Below are 18,549 nucleotides of genomic sequence, written 5' to 3' on the forward strand. Positions count from 1 at the left end.
GCGTTAGTGCTCAAGAACCGCCGGCAACTCCGCCACCGACCCCAGCACATGCGTAGCCCCATGAGCCCGCAACGTCGCCTCGTCATGCGCCCCAGTCAGCACCCCCGCCGCCACTGACGCGCCCGCCCGGCGGCCGGTCAGCATGTCGAATCCGGTGTCCCCCGCGACCGCGACCGCGCGCACGTCCGTGATTCCCAATCGCAGCACCGCGGTCAGCACCATGTCCGGGAATGGACGCCCCCGCCCGCCCGCATCAGCCGGGCACACCACCAGATCCGCCAGATCCGTCCACCCCAGCCGCTTCAGCAACGCATCTCGCGTCCGGGCCGAGAAGCCCGTGCTCAAGCACACCCGACGCCCCTGCGCCCGCAATTTGTCGATCGCCTCCTCCGCCCCGGGAAGAGGCGCAGCAACCTCAATGGCCTGCGAAGCAAAAGCCGTCTCGAAAACCCGATTAGCCTTCTCCGCCACCCCGTCCGCGGGAAAAAGCGCCCGGAAAACCTCGATCTTCGACTGCCCCATCGTGTCGCGAACGTAGGCGTCCACGTCCTCGCGCTCCGGCGAGTCCGCAGGCACCCCGACCGCCTCCAGCGCCGCCGAGAAAGCCGCCTCGACCGCGCCGTCGTCCCGGACCGTCGTGCCCGCCATGTCCAGCACGACCAGTTCCACCGCTCGCGTCACCGGACCCCCTCCACTTCCCGCCCGGTCACCGCGTGCACCGCGCTGATCAGGGCCATCGTCTCGATGTCCGCCGCGCTGCAGCCGCGCGACAGGTCGTGCAGCGGGGCCGCCACGCCCTGCAGGATCGGCCCGAGCGCGGTCGCCCCGCCCAGCCGTTCCGCGATCTTGTAAGCGATGTTCCCGGCATCGAGATTGGGGAACACCAGCACATTCGCCCGCCCGGCGACAGTCGACCGCGGCGCCTTCGCCACCCCGACCGCATCCACCACCGCGGCGTCGAATTGCAATTCCCCGTCGACATCCACGCCAGGCAGCCGTTCCCGCACCAGCGAAGTCGCCTGCCGGACCTTGTCCACCGCGGAATGCTTGGCACTGCCTTGCGTGCTGAAGGAGAGCATCGCCACCACCGGCTCGGTTCCGGTCAGCGCGCGGTGCGTGGCCGCCGCGCCGACCGCGATGTCGGCCAGCGCGTCCGCGTCCGGCTCCGGAACCACCGCGCAGTCGGCGAAAGTGAGCGATCGGCCGTCCTGCAACAACATCAGGAAGCAGCTGCTCAGCGTCCGCACCCCGGGAGCAAGGCCGACAATCCGCAAGCCGGCCCGCAACACATCGGACGTCGGCCGCGTCGCCCCCGCCAGGCACGCGTCCACCCGGCCCAGCGCGAGAAGCGCGGCAGAAAGGGCGACCGGATCGGTGCGAACCGTGTCCACCCGGTCCGGAAACGCCGTACCCAACCGCGCGAGGACAGCGTCGTCCGCAGCCAACGCGGCAGTGTCCAGCAAAGGCGGCACCGAAAAACCAAGCTCCGCCGCGGCAGCAGCGATCTCCTCCGCGGGCCCGATGAGCACTGGCGAGATCTCACCCCGCTCGACCAGATGCGCGGCCGCGGTGACAGCGCGCGGGTCGGCGCCGTCGGCGAGGGCGACGCGCGGGCGGGCGTCGCCGACGCGTTCCCGCCAGGTCTCGGCCAGAGGGGCCATGGTCATCTCGCAAACTCCCTCGCGGACGGCAGTGCTCCCCGAGCAGGATCCCGACCGCTGGCCCCCAGGGACAGAGCCAGAACAGCACCCGTTGACAGGTCCAGAACGGCGGAGAGCTGGACCTGTCGACCGAGCGGTTTCTGGCACTTTCGCGGTGGCCAGTCCTCCCGCACGCTCGGTCGCACCAGACACGGCAGATGGGAGCAGGCGATGAAGATCGGTGTGCCTCGCGAGGTCAAGAACCACGAATACCGGGTGGCGGCGACGCCGGCCGGAGTGCACGAGTTCACCTCGGCCGGCCACGAGGTCTTCGTGGAACGCGGCGCGGGCGAGGGCTCGTCCATCCGCGACGAGGACTACACGGCCGCCGGCGCGAAGCTGCTCGACCGCGCGGACGACGTGTGGGGCGCCGCGGAGATGGTGCTGAAGGTCAAGGAGCCGGTCGCCGAGGAGTACCACCGGCTGCGGTCCGACCAGCTCCTGTTCACCTACCTGCACCTCGCCGCGAGCGAGCCGTGCACGAAGGCCCTGCTCGACGCGGGCACCACGGCGGTGGCCTACGAAACGGTCCAGCTGCCGAACGGCTCCCTCCCGCTGCTGTTCCCGATGAGCGAGGTGGCCGGACGACTGGCCCCGCAGGTCGGCGCGCAGACCCTGATGCGGGTCAACGGCGGGCGCGGAGTGCTGATCGGCGGCGTCTCGGGCGTGCCGCCGGCCCGCGTGGTCGTGCTGGGCGCGGGCGTCGCCGGGATGAACGCGGTCGCCGTCGCGGCCGGGACCTGGGGCGACGTCGTGCTGTTCGACAAGAACGTGGACAAGCTGCGCGCCGCCGACCGGATGTACCAAGGCCGCATCCGGACCGCCGCGGCCAACTCGTACGCCATCGAGCAGGCCGTACTCGAGGCCGACCTGGTGATCGGCGCGGTGCTCGTCCCGGGCGCGAAGGCCCCGAGCCTGGTGTCCAACGAGACGGTCTCGCGGATGAAGCCGGGCAGCGTGCTGGTGGACATCTCGATCGACCAGGGCGGCTGCTTCGAGGACTCGCGCCCGACGACCCACGCCGAGCCGACCTTCCGGGTGCACGAATCGGTGTTCTACTGCGTGGCGAACATGCCGGGCGCGGTCCCGCACACCTCCACGCACGCGCTCACCAACGTCACGCTCCCCTACGCGCTGGAGATCGCGAACAAGGGCCTCCGCACCGCGGTGCGGGACACGCCCGAACTCCGCGGCGGCGTGAACACGGTGGCCGGGGCCCTGACCTACGAACCGGTCGCCCGGGCGCACGGCCTGTCCTGCACCGACGTCGCCGACGCGCTGGCCTGAGCCGCACCGGCGTGGCGCGGGGTGGGAAAACCGACCGCCGCGAGTTACGTTTCAGCCCACCCCGCTGCACGCCGGCCACTTGGGAGAGCGCAGTTGCCCCGCACGTTGATCGAGATCGACCGCTCGTCGGACGAACCGCTGTACCGCCAGGTCCGGCGGGCGATCGAGCACGGGATCGCCATCGGCACGTTCGACCCGGCCCGCCGGCTGCCCAGCTCGCGGGAACTGGCCGTCGAACTCGGCGTTTCCCGGAACACGATCAACCTCGCCTACCAGGAGCTGGTCGCCGAGGGCTACGTCGAAAGCCGCGAGCGCAGCGGGCTGTTCGTCAACGGGGAGATGCGCCCGCACTGCGCGGTGGAAGCCCGGGACACCGAATCGCGGATCGACTGGGCGGGCCGGGTGCGCCGGTTCCCGGACGCCGGCGTCGCCCACATCGAAAAGCGCACCGACTGGGCGAGCTACCCGTACCCGTTCCTCGCCGGGCAGGTCGACATCACCGCGTTCCCGGCCCGGTCGTGGACGCGCTGCCTGCGCGACGCGCTCTACCGGCCGCACGTCTTCCACAGCCTGCAGGACAGCGTCGGCTCGGACGATCCGATGCTGGTCGAGATGGTCTGCCGGCAGCTGCTGACCACCCGCGGCATCGAGGCGGACCCGGAAGAAGTCCTGATCACCGTCGGCTCGCAGCAGGGGCTCGACCTGCTCGGCCGCGTGCTGCTCGGCCCGGACCAGGTCGTGGCCATCGAAAACCCCGGCTACCTCGACGCCCGGCACATCTTCCTCCGCACCGGCGCCCGGGTGACCGGCATCGACGTCGACTCCCGCGGCCTGCAGCCGCCCGAATCGCTCGACGGGATCGACCTCCTCTACCTCACCCCGAGCCACCAGCACCCGACCAACGCGACCCTCAGCATCGGCCGCCGCCGCCAGCTCCTGGCCCAGGCAGCGGCGTCCGGCACCGTGGTGGTCGAAGACGACTACGACAGCGAATTCCGCTACCAGGGCAGCCCGACCCCGGCGTTGAAGGCGCTCGACAACACCGGCGACGCCGTCTACCTCGGCACGTTTTCCAAATTCCTCTCCCCCGGCCTGCGCCTCGGCTACCTGGTCGGGCCGCGCGAGCTGGTGCGCGCGCTGCGCGAGGCCCGCCGCTACGTCCTGCGCCACCCGCCCGGCCAGCTGCAACGGGCGCTGGCGCTGCTGATCGAAAGCGGCGAGTACCACCGCTCGCTGCGGCGCTACCGCACGAAACTGATGCGCAAGTGGACCGCCACCACCGCCGCGGTCGCCGAATACCTGCCGTGGGCGCAAAGCCCGTACCCGCCCGGCGGCGTCAGCCTGTGGATGACCGGACCGTCCGAACTGGACTGCCGGATCCTCGTCGAGCGCGCGGAGGAACTGGGCATCCTCGTCGAACCCGGCGACATCTTCTTCCTCGGCGACGACCCGCCGCGCAACCACTTCCGCATCGGCTTCTCCGCCACCCCGCCGTCCGCGATCGACCCGGGGATCCGGCTGCTCGGCGACCTCTGCCGGGAACTGCTGGACAGCTGACCGGCGCCGCGCTGGACCCACGCGCGCGTCGCTTTCTGGACCTGTTCGCGGACCGGCTCCCCCGGCACTGTCTTGGGGGCAGGACACGTGGACAAGGAGGTCCCATCGTGGGCGAACCCGCCGCATCCGCTCGTCCGGCCCCCGACCTGGTGGTGCTCGGGGGCACGGTGCTGACCCTGGACCGAGGCGGCACGCGGGCTTCCGCGCTCGCCGCCCGCGACGGCCGGATCACCGAAATCGGCGACGACCGCGCGATCGCCGCCCTCGCCGGCCCCGGGACGACAGTGCTCGACCTGGCCGGGCGCACGGTCGTCCCGGGTTTCGTGGAGTCGCACAACCATCCGTCGTTCTTCGGGATGGCGCTCGCCGCCCCGGTCGACGCGGGCAGCCCGCCCAACGACCGGATCAGCGACATCGCCGACCGCGTCCGGCAGGCGGCCCGCGACTTCGGCCCGGGCGAATGGATCAAGGGTTTCCGTTACGACGACACGCTTCTCGCCGACAACCGGCACCCGACCCGGCACGACCTGGACCCGGCGGCGCCGCGCAACCCGGTCCTGCTCACCCACGTGACCGGCCACTTCTCCGTGGCGAATTCCGCCGCGCTGCGAGCCGTCGGCATCACCGCGGCCACGCCGGACCCGCCCGGCGGCGCCATCGCCCGCGACGAACGCGGCGAACCGACCGGCCTGCTCATCGAGACCGCCGCGTTCCTGGTCAACTCCGCGATGCCCGCGCAAGGCCCCGACGAACTGGCCCATGCCCTCCAACTCGCCGACGCCGAGTACCTGCGCAACGGCGTCACTTCCGTGCACGACACCGGGATCGGCCTGATCGGCGGCGAACAGGAACTCGCCGCGTACCGGATGCTGACCCGCGCCGGAAAGCTGCGCACCCGCGTCCACGGCTACCTCTTCCACACCCTCCTGCCCGGCCTCGCCGAGGGAACGCCCGAACCGCCCGATCCGACCAATCCGGCCAATCCGGACGGTTTCACCATGAACGGCATCAAGATCGTCGCGGACGGCTCGATCCAGGGCCGCACCGGATGCCTGGCCGAGGGCTACACCTGCGACCCCGGCGAGCACGGCATGATGCTGCTCGAACCGGACGACCTGTCCCGCCGCATCGCCGCGCTCGACGCCGCGGGCTGGCAGGTCGCCGTGCACGGCAACGGCGACGCGGCGATCGACGCCATCATCGACGGCTACGCCCGCCTCGGCGCGCCCGAAGGCACCGGCCGCCGGCACCGGATCGAACACTGCCAGACCGCCCGCGAGGACCAGCTCGACCGGATGGCCGAAAACGGCATCGCCGCGTCGTTCTTCATCAAGCACGTCTACTACTGGGGCGACCGGCACCGGGACGTTTTCCTCGGCCCGGAACGCGCGCGCCGGATCAGCCCGCTCGCGTCGGCCCGCTCCCGCGGAATCCGCTTCGGGCTCCACTCCGACACCCCGGTCACGCCGGTGCCGCCGCTGGAGGGCATCTGGTGCGCCGTCGCCCGGCAGACCAGCAGCGGCCAGCTCCTCGGGCCGGAGCAGGCGATCGACGTGGAAGCCGCCTTGCGCGGCTACACCATCGACGCGGCCTACCTCGCCGGTGAGGAAGAAATCAAGGGCAGCCTCGAAGCCGGCAAGCTCGCGGATCTCATCGTGCTGTCCGAGGATCCGACCACAGTGGACCCGAGCCGCATTCGCGACCTGACCGTCGACGCCACGGTGATCGGCGGACAGCTGGTCTGGCAACGCGATCCGGCCGAGACGGGAGGTGTCCGATGATCCGGAGTTGGCCGAGCCTGTGCATCGGGCTCGGCATCCCCGCGGTCGCCATCCTCGGCGGCATCCCGCTGGTGGCGGGCTCGCCCGCGACGGTGGCCGGGTTCCCGCTGGTGTTCTTCTGGATGTTCCTCTGCTTCCCGCTGACCACCCTGTGCCTGTGGGTCAGCTGGCGGTTCTTCGACCGCAAGCACTACCCGGCGGACACCCCGGCGGGGAAGGAGGACCAGCAATGCTGATTCTCATCGTCGCGGTCGTGATGGGACTGTCGATCCTGCTGGCGCTGTGGGCGGGCCGTTCGTCGCGCGGCGGCGGGATTTCCGAGTTCCTGGTCGGCGGCCGCTCGTTCCCGCCGTGGCTGCTGTATTTCCTGGCGGTCGGCGAGGTGTACAGCATCGGCACGATGATCGGCTTCCCGAGCGGGATCTACGCCCACGGCGCGAGCTACGGAATCTGGTTCCTCGGCTACATCCTGCTCGCCTATTCGCTGGGCTACTTCCTCGCCCCGCTGGTCTGGCGCGCCGCGCGCAAGCACGACGCGATGACCGTCCCGGACGTCTTCGGCCGCCACTACGGCAGCCGGACGCTGGAGCTGATCACCTGCGTCACGATGCTGATCGCGCTCGTTCCGTGGGGCCAATACCAGTTCATCGGCCTGCAAGTGGTGCTGAGCAACCTCGGCCTGAAGCTGACGCCCGTGCAGTGCGTGCTGCTGGCCGGGATCATCGCGTTCGCCTACATCGCGGTGTCCGGCATCCGCTCCCCCGCGTTCGTGTCGATCCTCAAAGACGTCTTCATGCTGCTCGGCGTGGTGCTCGTCGGCCTCGCCGCGGTGCTGGTCGCCGGAGGGACGTCGGGCGTGACCGGGCCGGAGGCGCTGGCCCGGGCGCAGACCACGATGGGCGGCCAGGACCTGTGGTTCGCGATGACCACGATCCTGTTCCAGAGCGTGGTCTTCTACCTCGGCTTCGGCGGCGCGTACGTGTTCCCGGCGCGTTCGGAGCGGGCGGTGAAGAGTTCGACGGTGTGGATGCCGCTGTACATGCTGATCTACCCGTTCCTCGTCTTCGCCGCCTACTACGGGCTGAAGCAGCACCCGGGGCTGAAGAACCCGAACACGGTCTTCATGGTGACCGCGAAAGGCCTGCTCCCGGAACCGGTTCTGGGCCTCGTGGCCGCCGGCGCCGCGCTGTCCGGCGTGCTGGTGCTGTCCGCGACCGCGCTGGCGATCGGCGGCATGGTCAGCCGGAACCTGGCCCCGAACGTCCGGCCCGCGGCACAACGGCGCTGGACGGTCGTGGCGGTGGCGGTGTTCCTGGTGCTCGCCGCGGTGCTCACGCTGACCGCCTCGACGCTCATGCTCACCGTGCTGAACCTGACCTACAACCTGCTGGCCCAGGTGGTCCCGGGCTGGCTGGCGATCCTGTTCGCGCGGCGGGTCCGCACGGCCGCGATCGCGACCGGGATGGTGGTCGGAGTGGTGACCGCGGTCGTCCTGTACGTCACCGGCGTGAAGCTGGGCGGCCTCAACACCGGCCTGGTGTCGATGGGCGTCAACCTGGTGATCGTATTCGGCTGGAGCCTGCTCGCGCCCGGCCCGAAGCGGTCTCCGATCGCCTTGGAGCGCAGCGAACCCGCTGGAGCGGCACCGGTCGCGCAGCCAGCGGCCTAGCGGCGGGCGATCAGGGCAAGGATCTCGCGGAAGGCACGGAACCCCGTGCCTTCCGCGGCGTCCAAAGCCACGCTGCGCCGGTAATACGCACTGAGATCCAGCCCGACCCCGATGCCGTACACCTCCGTGCCGCCCCGCTCCACCCCATCGGCCACCTGCACCAAATGGCGGTCGAGGTATCGCTCCTCATTCGCCAACGCGGTCGCCCCGTCCATCGGGCTCCCGTCCGACAGCACGAAAACCAGCCGCCGCCGAGCCTCGCAGGCCCGCGCCCGCTCCGCCGCCCAAGCCAACGCCTCGCCGTCGATGCCTTCGCGGAACAGATCAGCCTTGAGCAACGCCGCGACATCCCGCCGAGCGCGCCGCCACGGTGTCGCCGCGTCCTTGAACACCAGGTGCCGACGCTCATTGAGCCGCCCCGGCTGCTTCGGCCGCCCGGCACGCAGCCAGTCCCGCCGCGCCCGCCCGCCGTGCCAGGCACCGGTGGTGAAGCCGAGGATTTCGCACCTGGCCCCGGCGAGATCGAGCGCGCGAGCGAAGAGATCAACCAGCACCGCAACGGTTTCCCGGTGCGCCTTCATCGAACCCGAGCAGTCGATCAGGAAGGTGACCAGCACGTCGGCGACCGGCTCCGTGCGCTCGACCCGGAACACCCGATGGTCCGCGGGCGTCGCGATCAGCCGCGCGAGGGCCCGGCCGTCGATCTGGCCTTCCTCCTGCGCACCGTCCCAGCCGGACCGTTCCGGCTCGGCGAGCACCGCGGTGAGTTCCCGCGCGAGCCGAGCCACGTTCACGCCCTGCTTCGACACCCGCGCGTCCAGCCGTTCGCGCAGCTCCCGCAGCAAATCCGGCCGCACCAACGGTCCCGCCCGGTCCTCGCGGTCGTACGCAGTGGTGAACACCCGATACGCCCCGGCCGCCACCGGTCCTTTGTGGTCGCCGAGACCTGCGGTACCGCCTTCCTCGCTGCCGGTTTCGTCGTCGAAATCCAGCAGCAACGCATACGCCGCAGTGTCTTCTTCGTCCTCGGAGTCTTCGGACTTCTCCGGCTCCAGCAGTCCGGCGACCGCCTCCGCCAGCGCCCGCGCATGCTCGGCGAACGCCGCCTGATCGGCCCGATTCCGCCGAAGCCCGGCCAAGTGCGCTCCGAGCATCGGCGCGATCGCCGCCCGGGTCGCCTCGATCAGGTCCTCGGTTTCCTCCACGACCGGCTCGCCGGTGATCCGCGCCCGCGCGACCTGCGCGACGGTGTAGATCAGCACGCCGCGCGCGGTCTCGGTCAGTCCATTGTGGTGCGCGGAAAGCGACCAGCGTTCGTGCCGCCGCCGCAGATTCGCCGTCACGCCAGGCAATCCAGCCGGAACCAGCGACTCGACCCGGAACTGCTCCAGCAGCTCGAACAGCAGCCGCTCGACCCCGCCGTCCGGCCGCAACCGCTTGTGCAGCTCGCGATCCGACCGGCTCAGGTGCAGCGCCATCCCGTCCGCCGCGCCGCGAAAGGACAGCACATCCTCGTCTTCGGCACGCAAATGCGGTGCCGGCATCGGCACCGGACGGGTGCCGCGATGCAGGCGCCCGCCCCGGAAATGCGCGTCCGGCGACCCGCTGACCGCCCGGATCGCCGCCGCGGACAGCTCCTCGACCTGCCGGCGATGCCGGGTATCCGGCGTGCTCACGCCGCGGCCAGCTCCAGGTCGAAGCAGCGCTGGAAGTACTCCGCGACGACCGGGCGCTCGGCCTCGTCGCATTTGTTGAGGAACGTCAACCGGAAGGCGAGCGCCGGATCGCCGAAGATCTCGCAGTTCTCCGCCCACGTGATGACCGTGCGCGGGGACATCAGCGCGGACAGGTCGCCAGCCCGGAACCCTTCCCGGGTCAGCCCGGCCACCGCCACCATCGCCTCGGCGAACTGCCCGGACAGCCGCGGCACGCGCGCCAGCACGATCGCGGCTTCCTCCTCCGGGGCCAGGTAATCCAGCGCCGCGACGATGTTCCACCGGTCGATCTGCGCGTGGTTGAGCCGCTGGACGCCGTGGTAGAGCCCGTTGAGATTGCCCAGCCCGACGGTGTTGGCGGTGGCGAACAGCCGGAACCCCGGATGCGGCCGCAGCACGGTGTTGCTGTCGATCAGCGTGAACTTTCCGTCCCGTTCGAGCAGCCGCTGGATGACGAACATGACGTCCGGCCGTCCCGCGTCGTACTCGTCGAGGATCAGCGCGGTCGGCCGCCGCAGCGACCACGGCAGGATGCCCTCGCGGAATTCGGTGACCTGCTTGCCGTCGCGCAGCACCACCGCGTCCTTGCCGACGAGGTCGAGCCTGCTGAGGTGCCCGTCGAGGTTCACCCGCAGGCACGGCCAGTTCAGCCGCGCGGCGACCTGTTCGACGTGCGTGGACTTGCCGGTGCCGTGCAGTCCCTGCACGAGCACGCGCCGGTTGTGCGCGAACCCGGCCAGCAGCGCGAGCGTCACGTCCGGGTTGAACCGGTAGGCCGGATCGATCTCGGGAACGTGCTCGTCGGGTTCGGCAAAGCCCGGGACCACCAGGTCCGAGTCGAGACCGAACGCGTCGCGCACGGCGATCCGGGCGTCGGGACCGTTGCCGCACAACGGGTTCATCAGGGGGACCTCCGTCAGGACGGGATGCTGTCGGCGTCGTCGGCCGCGCCCTCGGCCTCGACCCGCATGATCGCTTCGGCGGCCCGCTGCAACGCGGGCAGCGCCTGCAAAGCCTTGTCGGCGGTGAGCCGCATGACCGGGGCCTGCACCGCCACCGCCAGGTTCGACCGCCCGCCGCGGCTGGGCACCAGCACCGCCACGCACACGAGCCCGGGCAGGAATTCCTCGTCGTCGAGGGCGAACCCGTCGCGCCGGATGCGGGCGAACTCCTCCTCGAGCACGTCGAGATCGGTGACCGTCTTGGGCGTGTACCGCTTGAGCGGGGCGTGCGCGAGCAGCTTGCGCCGCTGCGCCGGGCTCATCTGCGAGAGGATGATCTTGCCGCTGGCCGAGCAGTGGATCGGCACGCGCGAACCCGGCCGCAGGTAGAACCGCAGCGGCTCGGGCGTTTCGACGCGGTCGAGGTAGACGATCTCGCTGCCGGACAGCGCGGTGATGTTGCAGCTCTCCCCCAGCTCGTCGACCAGATGGGTGAGCACCGCGCGGCGCGCGCCGTGGTGGGTGGCGTTGAGCAGCAGGTTCTCCGCGAGCCGGCGCAGCCGGTCGCCGGTGCCGTAATGCCGCCCGTCGGCCTGGCGCACGAGCAGCCCCGCGCCCTCCAGCTGCTGCAGCATCCGGTGCAGCGTCGGCTTCGGCAGGCCGGTCTCCTCGACCAGGCTCTGCAGCGTCACCAGCTGGTCCTTCGCCGCGATCAGCTCGAGCAGCGAGAACAGCCGCATGGTCGGGGTGTCTCCGTCGAGGCCCGCGCCGTCCGGCTCGCGCACGAGTTCCACGGCGCCGCTCTTCCGCAACTCACTCACGTTCCGAAAACTAGCACATACTGTCTCGTTTTCCATCAACTGCCGGTTGACCTCCCGTCCGCGGCGTCCTATCGTCCATCGCGTTCAGGTTTTACGAACACCACGTACCGAAAACCAAGACTTTCAGCGTCGAAGGAGTTCACCATGGCGGAGAGGAAGACGGGCGACGGCCGCACCGTCGTCAGCGGGACGGCGAAGATGACCCCGTCGGAGGCCTTCGTCGAGACGCTGGTGGCCAACGGCGTCACCGACATCTTCGGCATCATGGGCTCGGCGTTCATGGACGCGATGGACATCTTCGCGCCGGCCGGCATCCGGCTCGTCCCGGTCGTGCACGAGCAGGGCGCCGCGCACATGGCCGACGGCTACGCCCGGGTCAGCGGCCGCCACGGCGTGGTCATCGGGCAGAACGGCCCCGGCATCAGCAACTGCGTCACCGCGATCGCCGCGGCGTTCTGGGCGCACAGCCCGGTCGTGATGATCACGCCCGAGGCGGGCACGATGGGCACCGGGCTGGGCGGCTTCCAGGAGGCCAACCAGCTGCCGATGTTCCAGGAGTTCACGAAGTACCAGGCGCACGTCAACAACCCGAAGCGGATGGCCGAGTACACCGCGCGGGCCTTCGACCGGGCGCTGTCGGAGATCGGCCCGACCCAGCTGAACATCCCGCGCGACTTCTTCTACGGCGAGATCGAGACCGAGATCCCCGAGCCGCAGCGGCTGGACCGCGGCCCCGGCGGCGAAAAGAGCCTCGCCCAGGCCGCCGAACTGCTGGCCACCGCCGAGTTCCCGGTCATCATCTCCGGCGGCGGCGTGGTCATGTCCGACGGCGTCGAGGAATGCAAGGCCCTGGCCGAACGCCTCGGCGCGCCGGTGGTGAACAGCTACCAGCACAACGACAGCTTCCCGGCCAGCCACCCGCAGTGGTGCGGCCCGCTCGGCTACCAGGGCTCCAAGGCCGCGATGAAGCTGATCTCGCAGGCGGACGTGGTGATCGCGCTCGGCACCCGGCTCGGCCCGTTCGGCACCCTGCCGCAGCACGGCATGGACTACTGGCCCAAGAACGCGAAGATCATCCAGATCGACGCGGACCACAAGATGCTCGGCCTGGTCAAGAAGATCACCGTCGGCATCTGCGGCGACGCCAAGGCCGCCGCGGCGGCGCTGACCGAACGCCTCGCCGACCGCACCCTCGCCTGCGACGCCACCCGCGGCGAACGCGCCGCGCGCACCAAGGCCGAAAAGGACGCGTGGGAACAAGAACTCACCGAGTGGACCCACGAGAAGGACCCGTACTCGCTCGACATGATCGCCGAGCAGGAACAGGAGGAGGGCAACTGGCTGCACCCGCGCCAGGTCCTGCGCGAACTGGAGAAGGCGATGCCGCCGCGGGTGATGGTCTCCACCGACATCGGCAACATCAACTCGGTGGCGCACAGCTACCTGCGTTTCGAGGAGCCGCGGTCGTTCTTCGCGCCGATGTCCTTCGGCAACTGCGGGTACGCGCTGCCGACGATCATCGGAGCCAAGGCCGCGGCGATGGACCGGCCGGCGATCGCGTACGCCGGCGACGGCGCGTGGGGCATGAGCATGGGCGAGGTCATGACCGCGGTGCGGCATGACATCCCGGTGACCGCGGTCGTGTTCCACAACCGCCAGTGGGGCGCGGAAAAGAAGAACCAGGTCGACTTCTACGACCGCCGGTTCGTCGCCGGCGAGCTGGAAAGCGAGAGCTTCGCCGGGATCGCGCGGGCGATGGGCGCGGACGGCATCGTCGTGGACCAGCTCGAGGACGTCGGCCCGGCGCTGAAGAAGGCCGTGGACGCGCAGATGAACGAGGGCCGCACGACGGTCATCGAGATCATGTGCACCCGCGAGCTGGGCGACCCGTTCCGCCGCGACGCGCTGTCGAAGCCGGTGCGGTTCCTGGAGAAGTACCAGGACTACGTGTAATCGCCTCGTGAGTGTTCATCACGGTTAGAACCGTGATGAACACTCACGACCCCCTGCCCGGCCGAGCCCTTTGCGCCCGGCCGGGCTTTTTCGTGCCCCGCGCGGAATCTGGCACCGGCGACCGGCCGCTTTCTGGCTCTGGGCCAGTGCCAGAAAGATTGCGATCGTCGACACATCCCCGTTCTCGCACACACAGGAGGTCGCCAGGTGAACGTCACGGAGCTGCGGGCCACTGCCCGCCGACACCTCGGGCCGCACTTCACGCGCAAGGACACCTGGCAGAGCGACTTCCCGGTGTTCGTCCGCGGCGAGGGCAGCTATCTCATCGACACCGAGGGCCGCCGCCACCTCGACGGCCTCGCCGGGCTGTTCTGCGTCAACATGGGCCACGGCCGCGCGGACATCGCCAAGGCCGCGGCCGAGCAGGTCGGCACCCTCGCCTACGCCAGCAACTGGGGCTCGGCGCACCCGCCGTCGATCGAGGCCGCCCGGATCATCGCCGACCTCGCCCCCGGCGACCTCGGCACCACGTTCTTCGTGAACTCCGGCTCCGAGGCGGTCGAGACCGCGCTGAAGTTCGTCCGGCAGTACCACCGCAGCCAGGGCGCCCCGGAGCGGACGAAGATCATCAGCCGCGAAATGGCCTACCACGGCACGACCATGGGCGCGCTGTCGGTGACCGGCCTGCCCAAGATCAAGGAGCCGTTCGGCCCGCTGCTGCCGGGCGTCCGGCACGTGCCGAACACCCTCGGCTTCACCGGCGACTGCGGCCCGGCCGACCAGCTGGACTGCGTCCGCGCGATCGAGGCGGTCATCCTCGAGGAAGGCCCGGAGACGGTCGCCGCGGTCTTCGCCGAGCCGGTCCAGAACGGCCGGGGCGCGCTGGTCCCGCCGGACGGCTACTGGCCGGCGCTGCGGGCGCTGTGCGACAAGTACGGCATCCTGCTCGTTTCGGACGAGGTCATCTGCTCGTTCGGCCGCCTCGGCCACTTCTTCGGCCACGGCCTGACCGGCGTGGTCCCCGACCTGATCACCTTCGCCAAGGGCTCCACCTCGGGCTACGCCCCGCTCGGCGGCGTGATCGTGCGGGAACAGCTGGTCACCGAGCTGTACGACTCCCCGAAGGGCGGCGTCTTCACCCACGGCGCGACCTGGGGCGGCCACCCGGTCTCGACGGCCATCGCGGTAGCCAACATCAGCGCGATGCGCGACGAGAAGGTGCCCGAGCACGTCCTTTCCGAGGGCCCGAAGCTCCACGCGGCGCTCGAGTCGCTGAAGGACGCGCACCGGTGCGTCAAGGACGTCCGCGGCACCGGGTTCTTCTACGCGATCGAGCTGATGGCCGACCGCGACGGCGGCCGCGAGCTGACCGACCAGGAGTCGCTGACGGTCCTGCGGGAGGTCCTGCCGGAGTCGTTCCGCCGCACCGGGGTCATCCTCCGCGGCGACGACCGGGGCGCGACCATGCTGATGATTTCGCCGCCGCTGGTGGCCGGCACGGACGTGCTGGACGAGCTCCTGCACGGCGTCGACGGCATGCTCACCGACGTGGAGAAGGCGATCCAGCCCTGACGGATGGCCGGGACGGGCGCTGGGTACCTCATTGTTCCGAGGGTGCCCGGCGCCCGTCCTGCTGTCCGGGATCAGGCGGTTCTGGTACCGGAGCATGGCTAGCATCTGGCTCTCGCGGCGGGGCCTGTTCCTTCTTACGGTGACGGGAACCACACAGCAGCTCTCAGCGACATCGCGGCGGCGGCCGGCGCGGGGACATCGAGGTCCCCCGGCGCCGCCGGAAGGAGGAGACGTGGGTTCTGCACCGGAAACAGCCGCCGAGAGCGGCCTCAAACCGGGCCTCAAGCAACGCCACATGAATCTGATCGCACTGGGCGGCGTGATCGGCGCCGGCCTGTTCGTCGGAAGCGGCGTGGTCATCCAGTCGGCCGGGCCCGCGGCGGTGGTCTCGTTCCTGATCGCCGGGCTGATCACCGTGCTCATCATGCGGATGCTGGCCGAAATGACCGTCGCGCGGCCCGCGCTCGGCTCGTTCTACGTCTACGCCAGGGAGGCGATGGGCAACCGGGCCGGCTTCACCGTCGGCTGGATGTACTGGTATTTCTTCGTCATCGTGGTGGCCGTCGAGGCGGTCGCCGGCGGCCGGATCCTGCAGCTGTGGCTGCCGAACGTGCCGCTGTGGGTGCTCAGCCTCGGGCTGCTCCTGCTGCTGACCGCCACGAACCTGGTCTCCGCGCGGTCGTACGGGGAGTTCGAGTACTGGTTCTCGTCCATCAAGGTCATCGCGATCCTGGTGTTCCTGGTGGTCGGAGCCCTGTACCTGTTCGGCGTCTGGCCGGGCTCGCACGGCGGCGTCGGCAACCTGGTCTCGCACGGCGGTTTCGCCCCGATGGGCATCGGCGCGGTCCTGGCCGCGGTCGTCCCCTGCGTCGGCTTCTACACCGGCGCCGAGATCGTCACCATCGCCGCCGCCGAATCCGCCGAGCCCCGGCGCGCGATCGCCAAGGCCATGCGCTCGATCGTGTTCCGCGTCGTGCTGTTCTACGTCGGCTCGGTCTTCGTCGTGGTCGCGGTGAAGGCCTGGAATTCGCCGGACACCGCCGTCAGCCCGTACGCCGCGGTCCTGGACGTGCTCGGCATCCCCGCCGTTTCGACGATCATGAACGCGATCGTCCTGACCGCCGTGCTCTCCTGCCTGAACTCGGCGCTGTACACGTCGTCGCGGATGCTCTTCGCCCTGACCCGCAACGGCGACGCCCCGAAGATGTTCACGAAACTGTCCCGCAGCGGCGTCCCCCGCCGAGCCATCATCGCCGGGACCGTCATCGGCTACGTCTCCGTCATCGCCGCCTACACCTCGCCGAACCTCATCTTCCAGTTCCTGGTGAACTCCTACGGCGCGGTCGCGCTGTTCGTGTACCTCGCCATCGCACTGGCCCAGGTCCGCCTGCGGAAGCGGCTGCAGAACACCGATCCCGGCGCGCTGGGCCTGAAGATGTGGCTGTTCCCGTGGCTCAGCTACGCCACCATCGCGTTGATGGCCGCGGTCATCCTGGCCATGGCGTTCCTCCCGACGACCCGTTCGCAGTTCTGGCTCAGCGCGGTGACTCTGACGCTGATCCTGATCGCGTACCAGTTCCGGAAGCGCCGCCCCGGACCCGAGGCGGCCGCGCAGAGGGACGCTTCGCGAGGTGAAGCCGGGGTCGCCTCCCCCTGACGACTCGGCCTTTTCGGTCCAGCCGGGCGCTCTGCCCGGCTGGGCCGCGCCGGTTTCCCCGCCCGCCCGTCTGGCGCCCTGCGATGCCGCGTTTCTGGACCTACCGCCACGACCAGCCATGCCGCAAGGTGGAGCGACCCGCCCGCGCCGTGGAGGTCCGATGCCGCGCTCGTCCCCAGCCCGCCGATGACCTTCTGGCACCTGTCTCCCGCGGCGATGGCCTTCGCCGTCGCCGCCCTGCTGGCCGGAGGCCTGATCCGCGGCTACTCGGGTTTCGGCGCGTCCTTGGTGTGGGTGAGCTGCCTGTGCCTGGTGCTCCCACCGCCCGCCGTCATCCCGAGCACGCTCCTGCTGGAAGTAGCCTCCAGCGTCACCCTGCTGCCGAAGTCCTGGCCGGACGCCCACCGCCCGTCAGTGCGCTGGCTGCTCACCGGCGCGCTCCTCGGGCTGCCGACCGGAATCTGGTTCCTGGCGGCCTTGCCGGAACGCGCCACCAGGCTGACCGTCGGACTGGTAGTCGGACTCTCCGCGCTGGCGCTGGCTTTCAGCCGCCGAACCCACCGCCTGCCCGGCCGCGCCGCCTGCGCGGGCATGGGCACCGCCTTCGGAGCCCTGAACGGCGCCTGCGGCATGGGCGGCCCGCCAGTTGTCCTGATGTACCTGGCTTCCCCGCTGCCGATGGCCATGAGCCGCGCGAGCCTCGTGGTCTTCTTCCTGGCCGCCGACTCGATGACAGTCGCGACCGCGGCCGCCGGCGGCCTGCTCACCGGTGAGGTCCTCTGGCAAACCGCCCTCTTCCTCCCCGTCGCGCTCGCCGGAGTCGCCGCCGGAACCTGGCTGTACCACCACGCCCGCGGCGACGTCCGCCGGATCGTGCTGGGGATTCTCGCTGTGTTGTCCCTGGCGCTGGTGGGACAAGCGGTGGTCGCGTGACATGCCAGACGCCGTCGCCCGCATCCGACACGCCAGCCCCTGCTCTGCCAGGCGACCGCGTCATCCGCCCGGGCTCGTTCCCCGCGGGCCCTTCACCGGCCAGGAAGCCGCCACACCCACCAAGAGTCTCCCCTCGCCCCACTCCCCCGCACCCGCCAGGCAGCCGCGTGATCCGCCCGGGCCCCCGCAAGCCCCACACCGGCCTGGCGACCGCATGATCCTAGGCGCACTAGCCGTAGCCTTCGCCGGCTTCATCGGCGGCCTGACCGGATTCGGCGCTTCGCTGGTCGGCACTCCCCTGCTGCTGCTCATCGGCTTCCCGCTGCCGCAAGTGGTGGTCATCAACCTGATCGCCACCATGATCACGAGACTCGCCGTGCTCCACCGCGAACGACACCACATCGACTGGCGGCGAGTAGCCGTCCTCGGCGCCGCAAGCCTCCCCGGCGCCGCCGCGGGAGCCCTCACCCTGCACCTGCTCCCGCCCCACGCCCTCCGCATCCTGGCAGGCGCCGTCGTCGTACTCTCCGGCCTGCGCCTGCTCCTGCGCCCCACCCGCGAACCACACCCAGCCACCACGGCGAAACAAACAATCGCCGGCCTCCTGGGCGGCTACCTCTCCACCACGACGTCCTTGAACGGCGCACCCCCAGCCGTCCTGCTCGCCTCGGCAAAAGTCCCGCCCCGAACCTTCGTCGGCGACCTGGCCGGCTACTTCGTGGTGACCAACTGCCTGTCCCTGCTGCTCCTGCTCACCGCAGGCCAGTTCCACACCGCGGATTTAGGCCCGCAGCTCCCGCTCTTCGTCCTGACCGCCCTGGCAGGCAACATCCTGGGCGGCCGCCTCATCGGCCGAGTCCCGCGCACAGTGTTCGACCGGGCGATTGTCGGGTTGATCGTGGTGTCCGGCGTGGTGACGATGATCAGCTCCTGACCCGGGCGTGCTCGCTCCCCTGGCCAGTT

15 protein-coding genes are annotated in these 18,549 nt (G+C 70.4%); 10 read left to right on the forward strand and 5 right to left on the reverse strand.

Going from position 1 to position 18,549, the window contains the following annotated elements; all coding sequences use genetic code 11:
- Positions 1 to 3: 3 nt before the first annotated feature.
- Together F9C12_RS04030 and F9C12_RS04035 are read right to left on the reverse strand one after the other, a co-directional pair.
- Positions 4 to 681 carry a phosphonatase-like hydrolase gene (locus F9C12_RS04030; protein ID WP_409180631.1) on the reverse strand — a complete coding sequence of 226 codons (678 nt, stop codon included), beginning with the start codon at positions 679 to 681 and terminating at the stop codon, positions 4 to 6.
- A complete protein-coding gene (locus F9C12_RS04035; protein ID WP_409464786.1) occupies positions 678 to 1,667 on the reverse strand; it encodes a phosphotransacetylase in 990 nt (329 codons plus the stop codon). Before F9C12_RS04035 ends, F9C12_RS04030 begins: the two co-directional genes overlap by 4 nt.
- 204 nt (positions 1,668 to 1,871) lie before the next feature.
- On the opposite strand from F9C12_RS04035, the gene ald reads away from it, so the two are divergent.
- The 5 genes from ald to F9C12_RS04060 all read left to right on the forward strand — a co-directional run bounded on the left by ald (position 1,872) and on the right by F9C12_RS04060 (position 7,994).
- Positions 1,872 to 2,987 (forward strand): alanine dehydrogenase, encoded by a 1,116-nt coding sequence (gene ald, locus F9C12_RS04040; RefSeq protein ID WP_409464787.1) that lies wholly within the window; start codon positions 1,872 to 1,874, stop codon positions 2,985 to 2,987.
- Positions 2,988 to 3,080: 93 nt separating this feature from the next.
- Positions 3,081 to 4,544, forward strand: a complete 1,464-nt coding sequence (locus F9C12_RS04045) for a PLP-dependent aminotransferase family protein (RefSeq protein ID WP_409464788.1) — start codon at positions 3,081 to 3,083, stop codon at positions 4,542 to 4,544.
- Positions 4,545 to 4,651: 107 nt separating this feature from the next.
- On the forward strand, positions 4,652 to 6,325 hold the full coding sequence (locus F9C12_RS04050) for an amidohydrolase (protein ID WP_409464789.1): 1,674 nt from the start codon (positions 4,652 to 4,654) through the stop codon (positions 6,323 to 6,325).
- Positions 6,322 to 6,561 (forward strand): DUF3311 domain-containing protein, encoded by a 240-nt coding sequence (locus F9C12_RS04055; protein ID WP_409464790.1) that lies wholly within the window; start codon positions 6,322 to 6,324, stop codon positions 6,559 to 6,561. Before F9C12_RS04050 ends, F9C12_RS04055 begins: the two co-directional genes overlap by 4 nt.
- Positions 6,555 to 7,994 carry a sodium:solute symporter gene (locus tag F9C12_RS04060; protein ID WP_409180637.1) on the forward strand — a complete coding sequence of 480 codons (1,440 nt, stop codon included), beginning with the start codon at positions 6,555 to 6,557 and terminating at the stop codon, positions 7,992 to 7,994. The genes F9C12_RS04055 and F9C12_RS04060 overlap by 7 nt, the downstream gene beginning before the upstream one ends.
- Here F9C12_RS04060 and F9C12_RS04065 read toward each other — a convergent pair.
- Genes F9C12_RS04065 through F9C12_RS04075 form a run of 3 tightly spaced genes read right to left on the reverse strand, consistent with a single transcriptional unit; the run spans position 7,991 to position 11,471 of the window.
- Complete coding sequence (locus tag F9C12_RS04065; protein WP_409464791.1) at positions 7,991 to 9,670, reverse strand: cobaltochelatase CobT-related protein; 1,680 nt, start codon at positions 9,668 to 9,670, stop codon at positions 7,991 to 7,993. The genes F9C12_RS04060 and F9C12_RS04065 overlap by 4 nt on opposite strands.
- Positions 9,667 to 10,611, reverse strand: coding sequence for an AAA family ATPase (locus tag F9C12_RS04070; protein ID WP_409464792.1), 945 nt, complete (start codon positions 10,609 to 10,611; stop codon positions 9,667 to 9,669). The genes F9C12_RS04065 and F9C12_RS04070 overlap by 4 nt, the downstream gene beginning before the upstream one ends.
- Before the next feature lie 14 nt (positions 10,612 to 10,625).
- Complete coding sequence (locus tag F9C12_RS04075; RefSeq protein ID WP_409464793.1) at positions 10,626 to 11,471, reverse strand: IclR family transcriptional regulator; 846 nt, start codon at positions 11,469 to 11,471, stop codon at positions 10,626 to 10,628.
- A 144-nt stretch (positions 11,472 to 11,615) separates the two neighbouring features.
- Between F9C12_RS04075 and xsc the strand changes: the two genes are divergently transcribed.
- From xsc to F9C12_RS04100, 5 genes are all read left to right on the forward strand, one after another.
- Positions 11,616 to 13,424: a sulfoacetaldehyde acetyltransferase gene (xsc, locus tag F9C12_RS04080; RefSeq protein WP_409180641.1), complete on the forward strand. Its 1,809-nt coding sequence runs from the start codon at positions 11,616 to 11,618 to the stop codon at positions 13,422 to 13,424.
- Between the two features lie 207 nt (positions 13,425 to 13,631).
- Entirely contained in the window at positions 13,632 to 14,996 is a 1,365-nt protein-coding gene (locus F9C12_RS04085; RefSeq protein ID WP_409180642.1) for an aspartate aminotransferase family protein, read from the forward strand.
- 295 nt (positions 14,997 to 15,291) lie between these two features.
- Positions 15,292 to 16,653, forward strand: coding sequence for an amino acid permease (locus F9C12_RS04090; protein ID WP_409187000.1), 1,362 nt, complete (start codon positions 15,292 to 15,294; stop codon positions 16,651 to 16,653).
- A 186-nt stretch (positions 16,654 to 16,839) separates the two neighbouring features.
- On the forward strand, positions 16,840 to 17,586 hold the full coding sequence (locus F9C12_RS04095; protein ID WP_409180643.1) for a sulfite exporter TauE/SafE family protein: 747 nt from the start codon (positions 16,840 to 16,842) through the stop codon (positions 17,584 to 17,586).
- 214 nt (positions 17,587 to 17,800) lie between these two features.
- Positions 17,801 to 18,520 carry a sulfite exporter TauE/SafE family protein gene (locus F9C12_RS04100; RefSeq protein ID WP_409464794.1) on the forward strand — a complete coding sequence of 240 codons (720 nt, stop codon included), beginning with the start codon at positions 17,801 to 17,803 and terminating at the stop codon, positions 18,518 to 18,520.
- The last annotated feature ends 29 nt before the right edge of the window (positions 18,521 to 18,549 follow it).

The sequence above is a fragment of the Amycolatopsis sp. GA6-003 genome (assembly GCF_046267895.1).
Lineage (GTDB): Bacteria > Actinomycetota > Actinomycetes > Mycobacteriales > Pseudonocardiaceae > Amycolatopsis.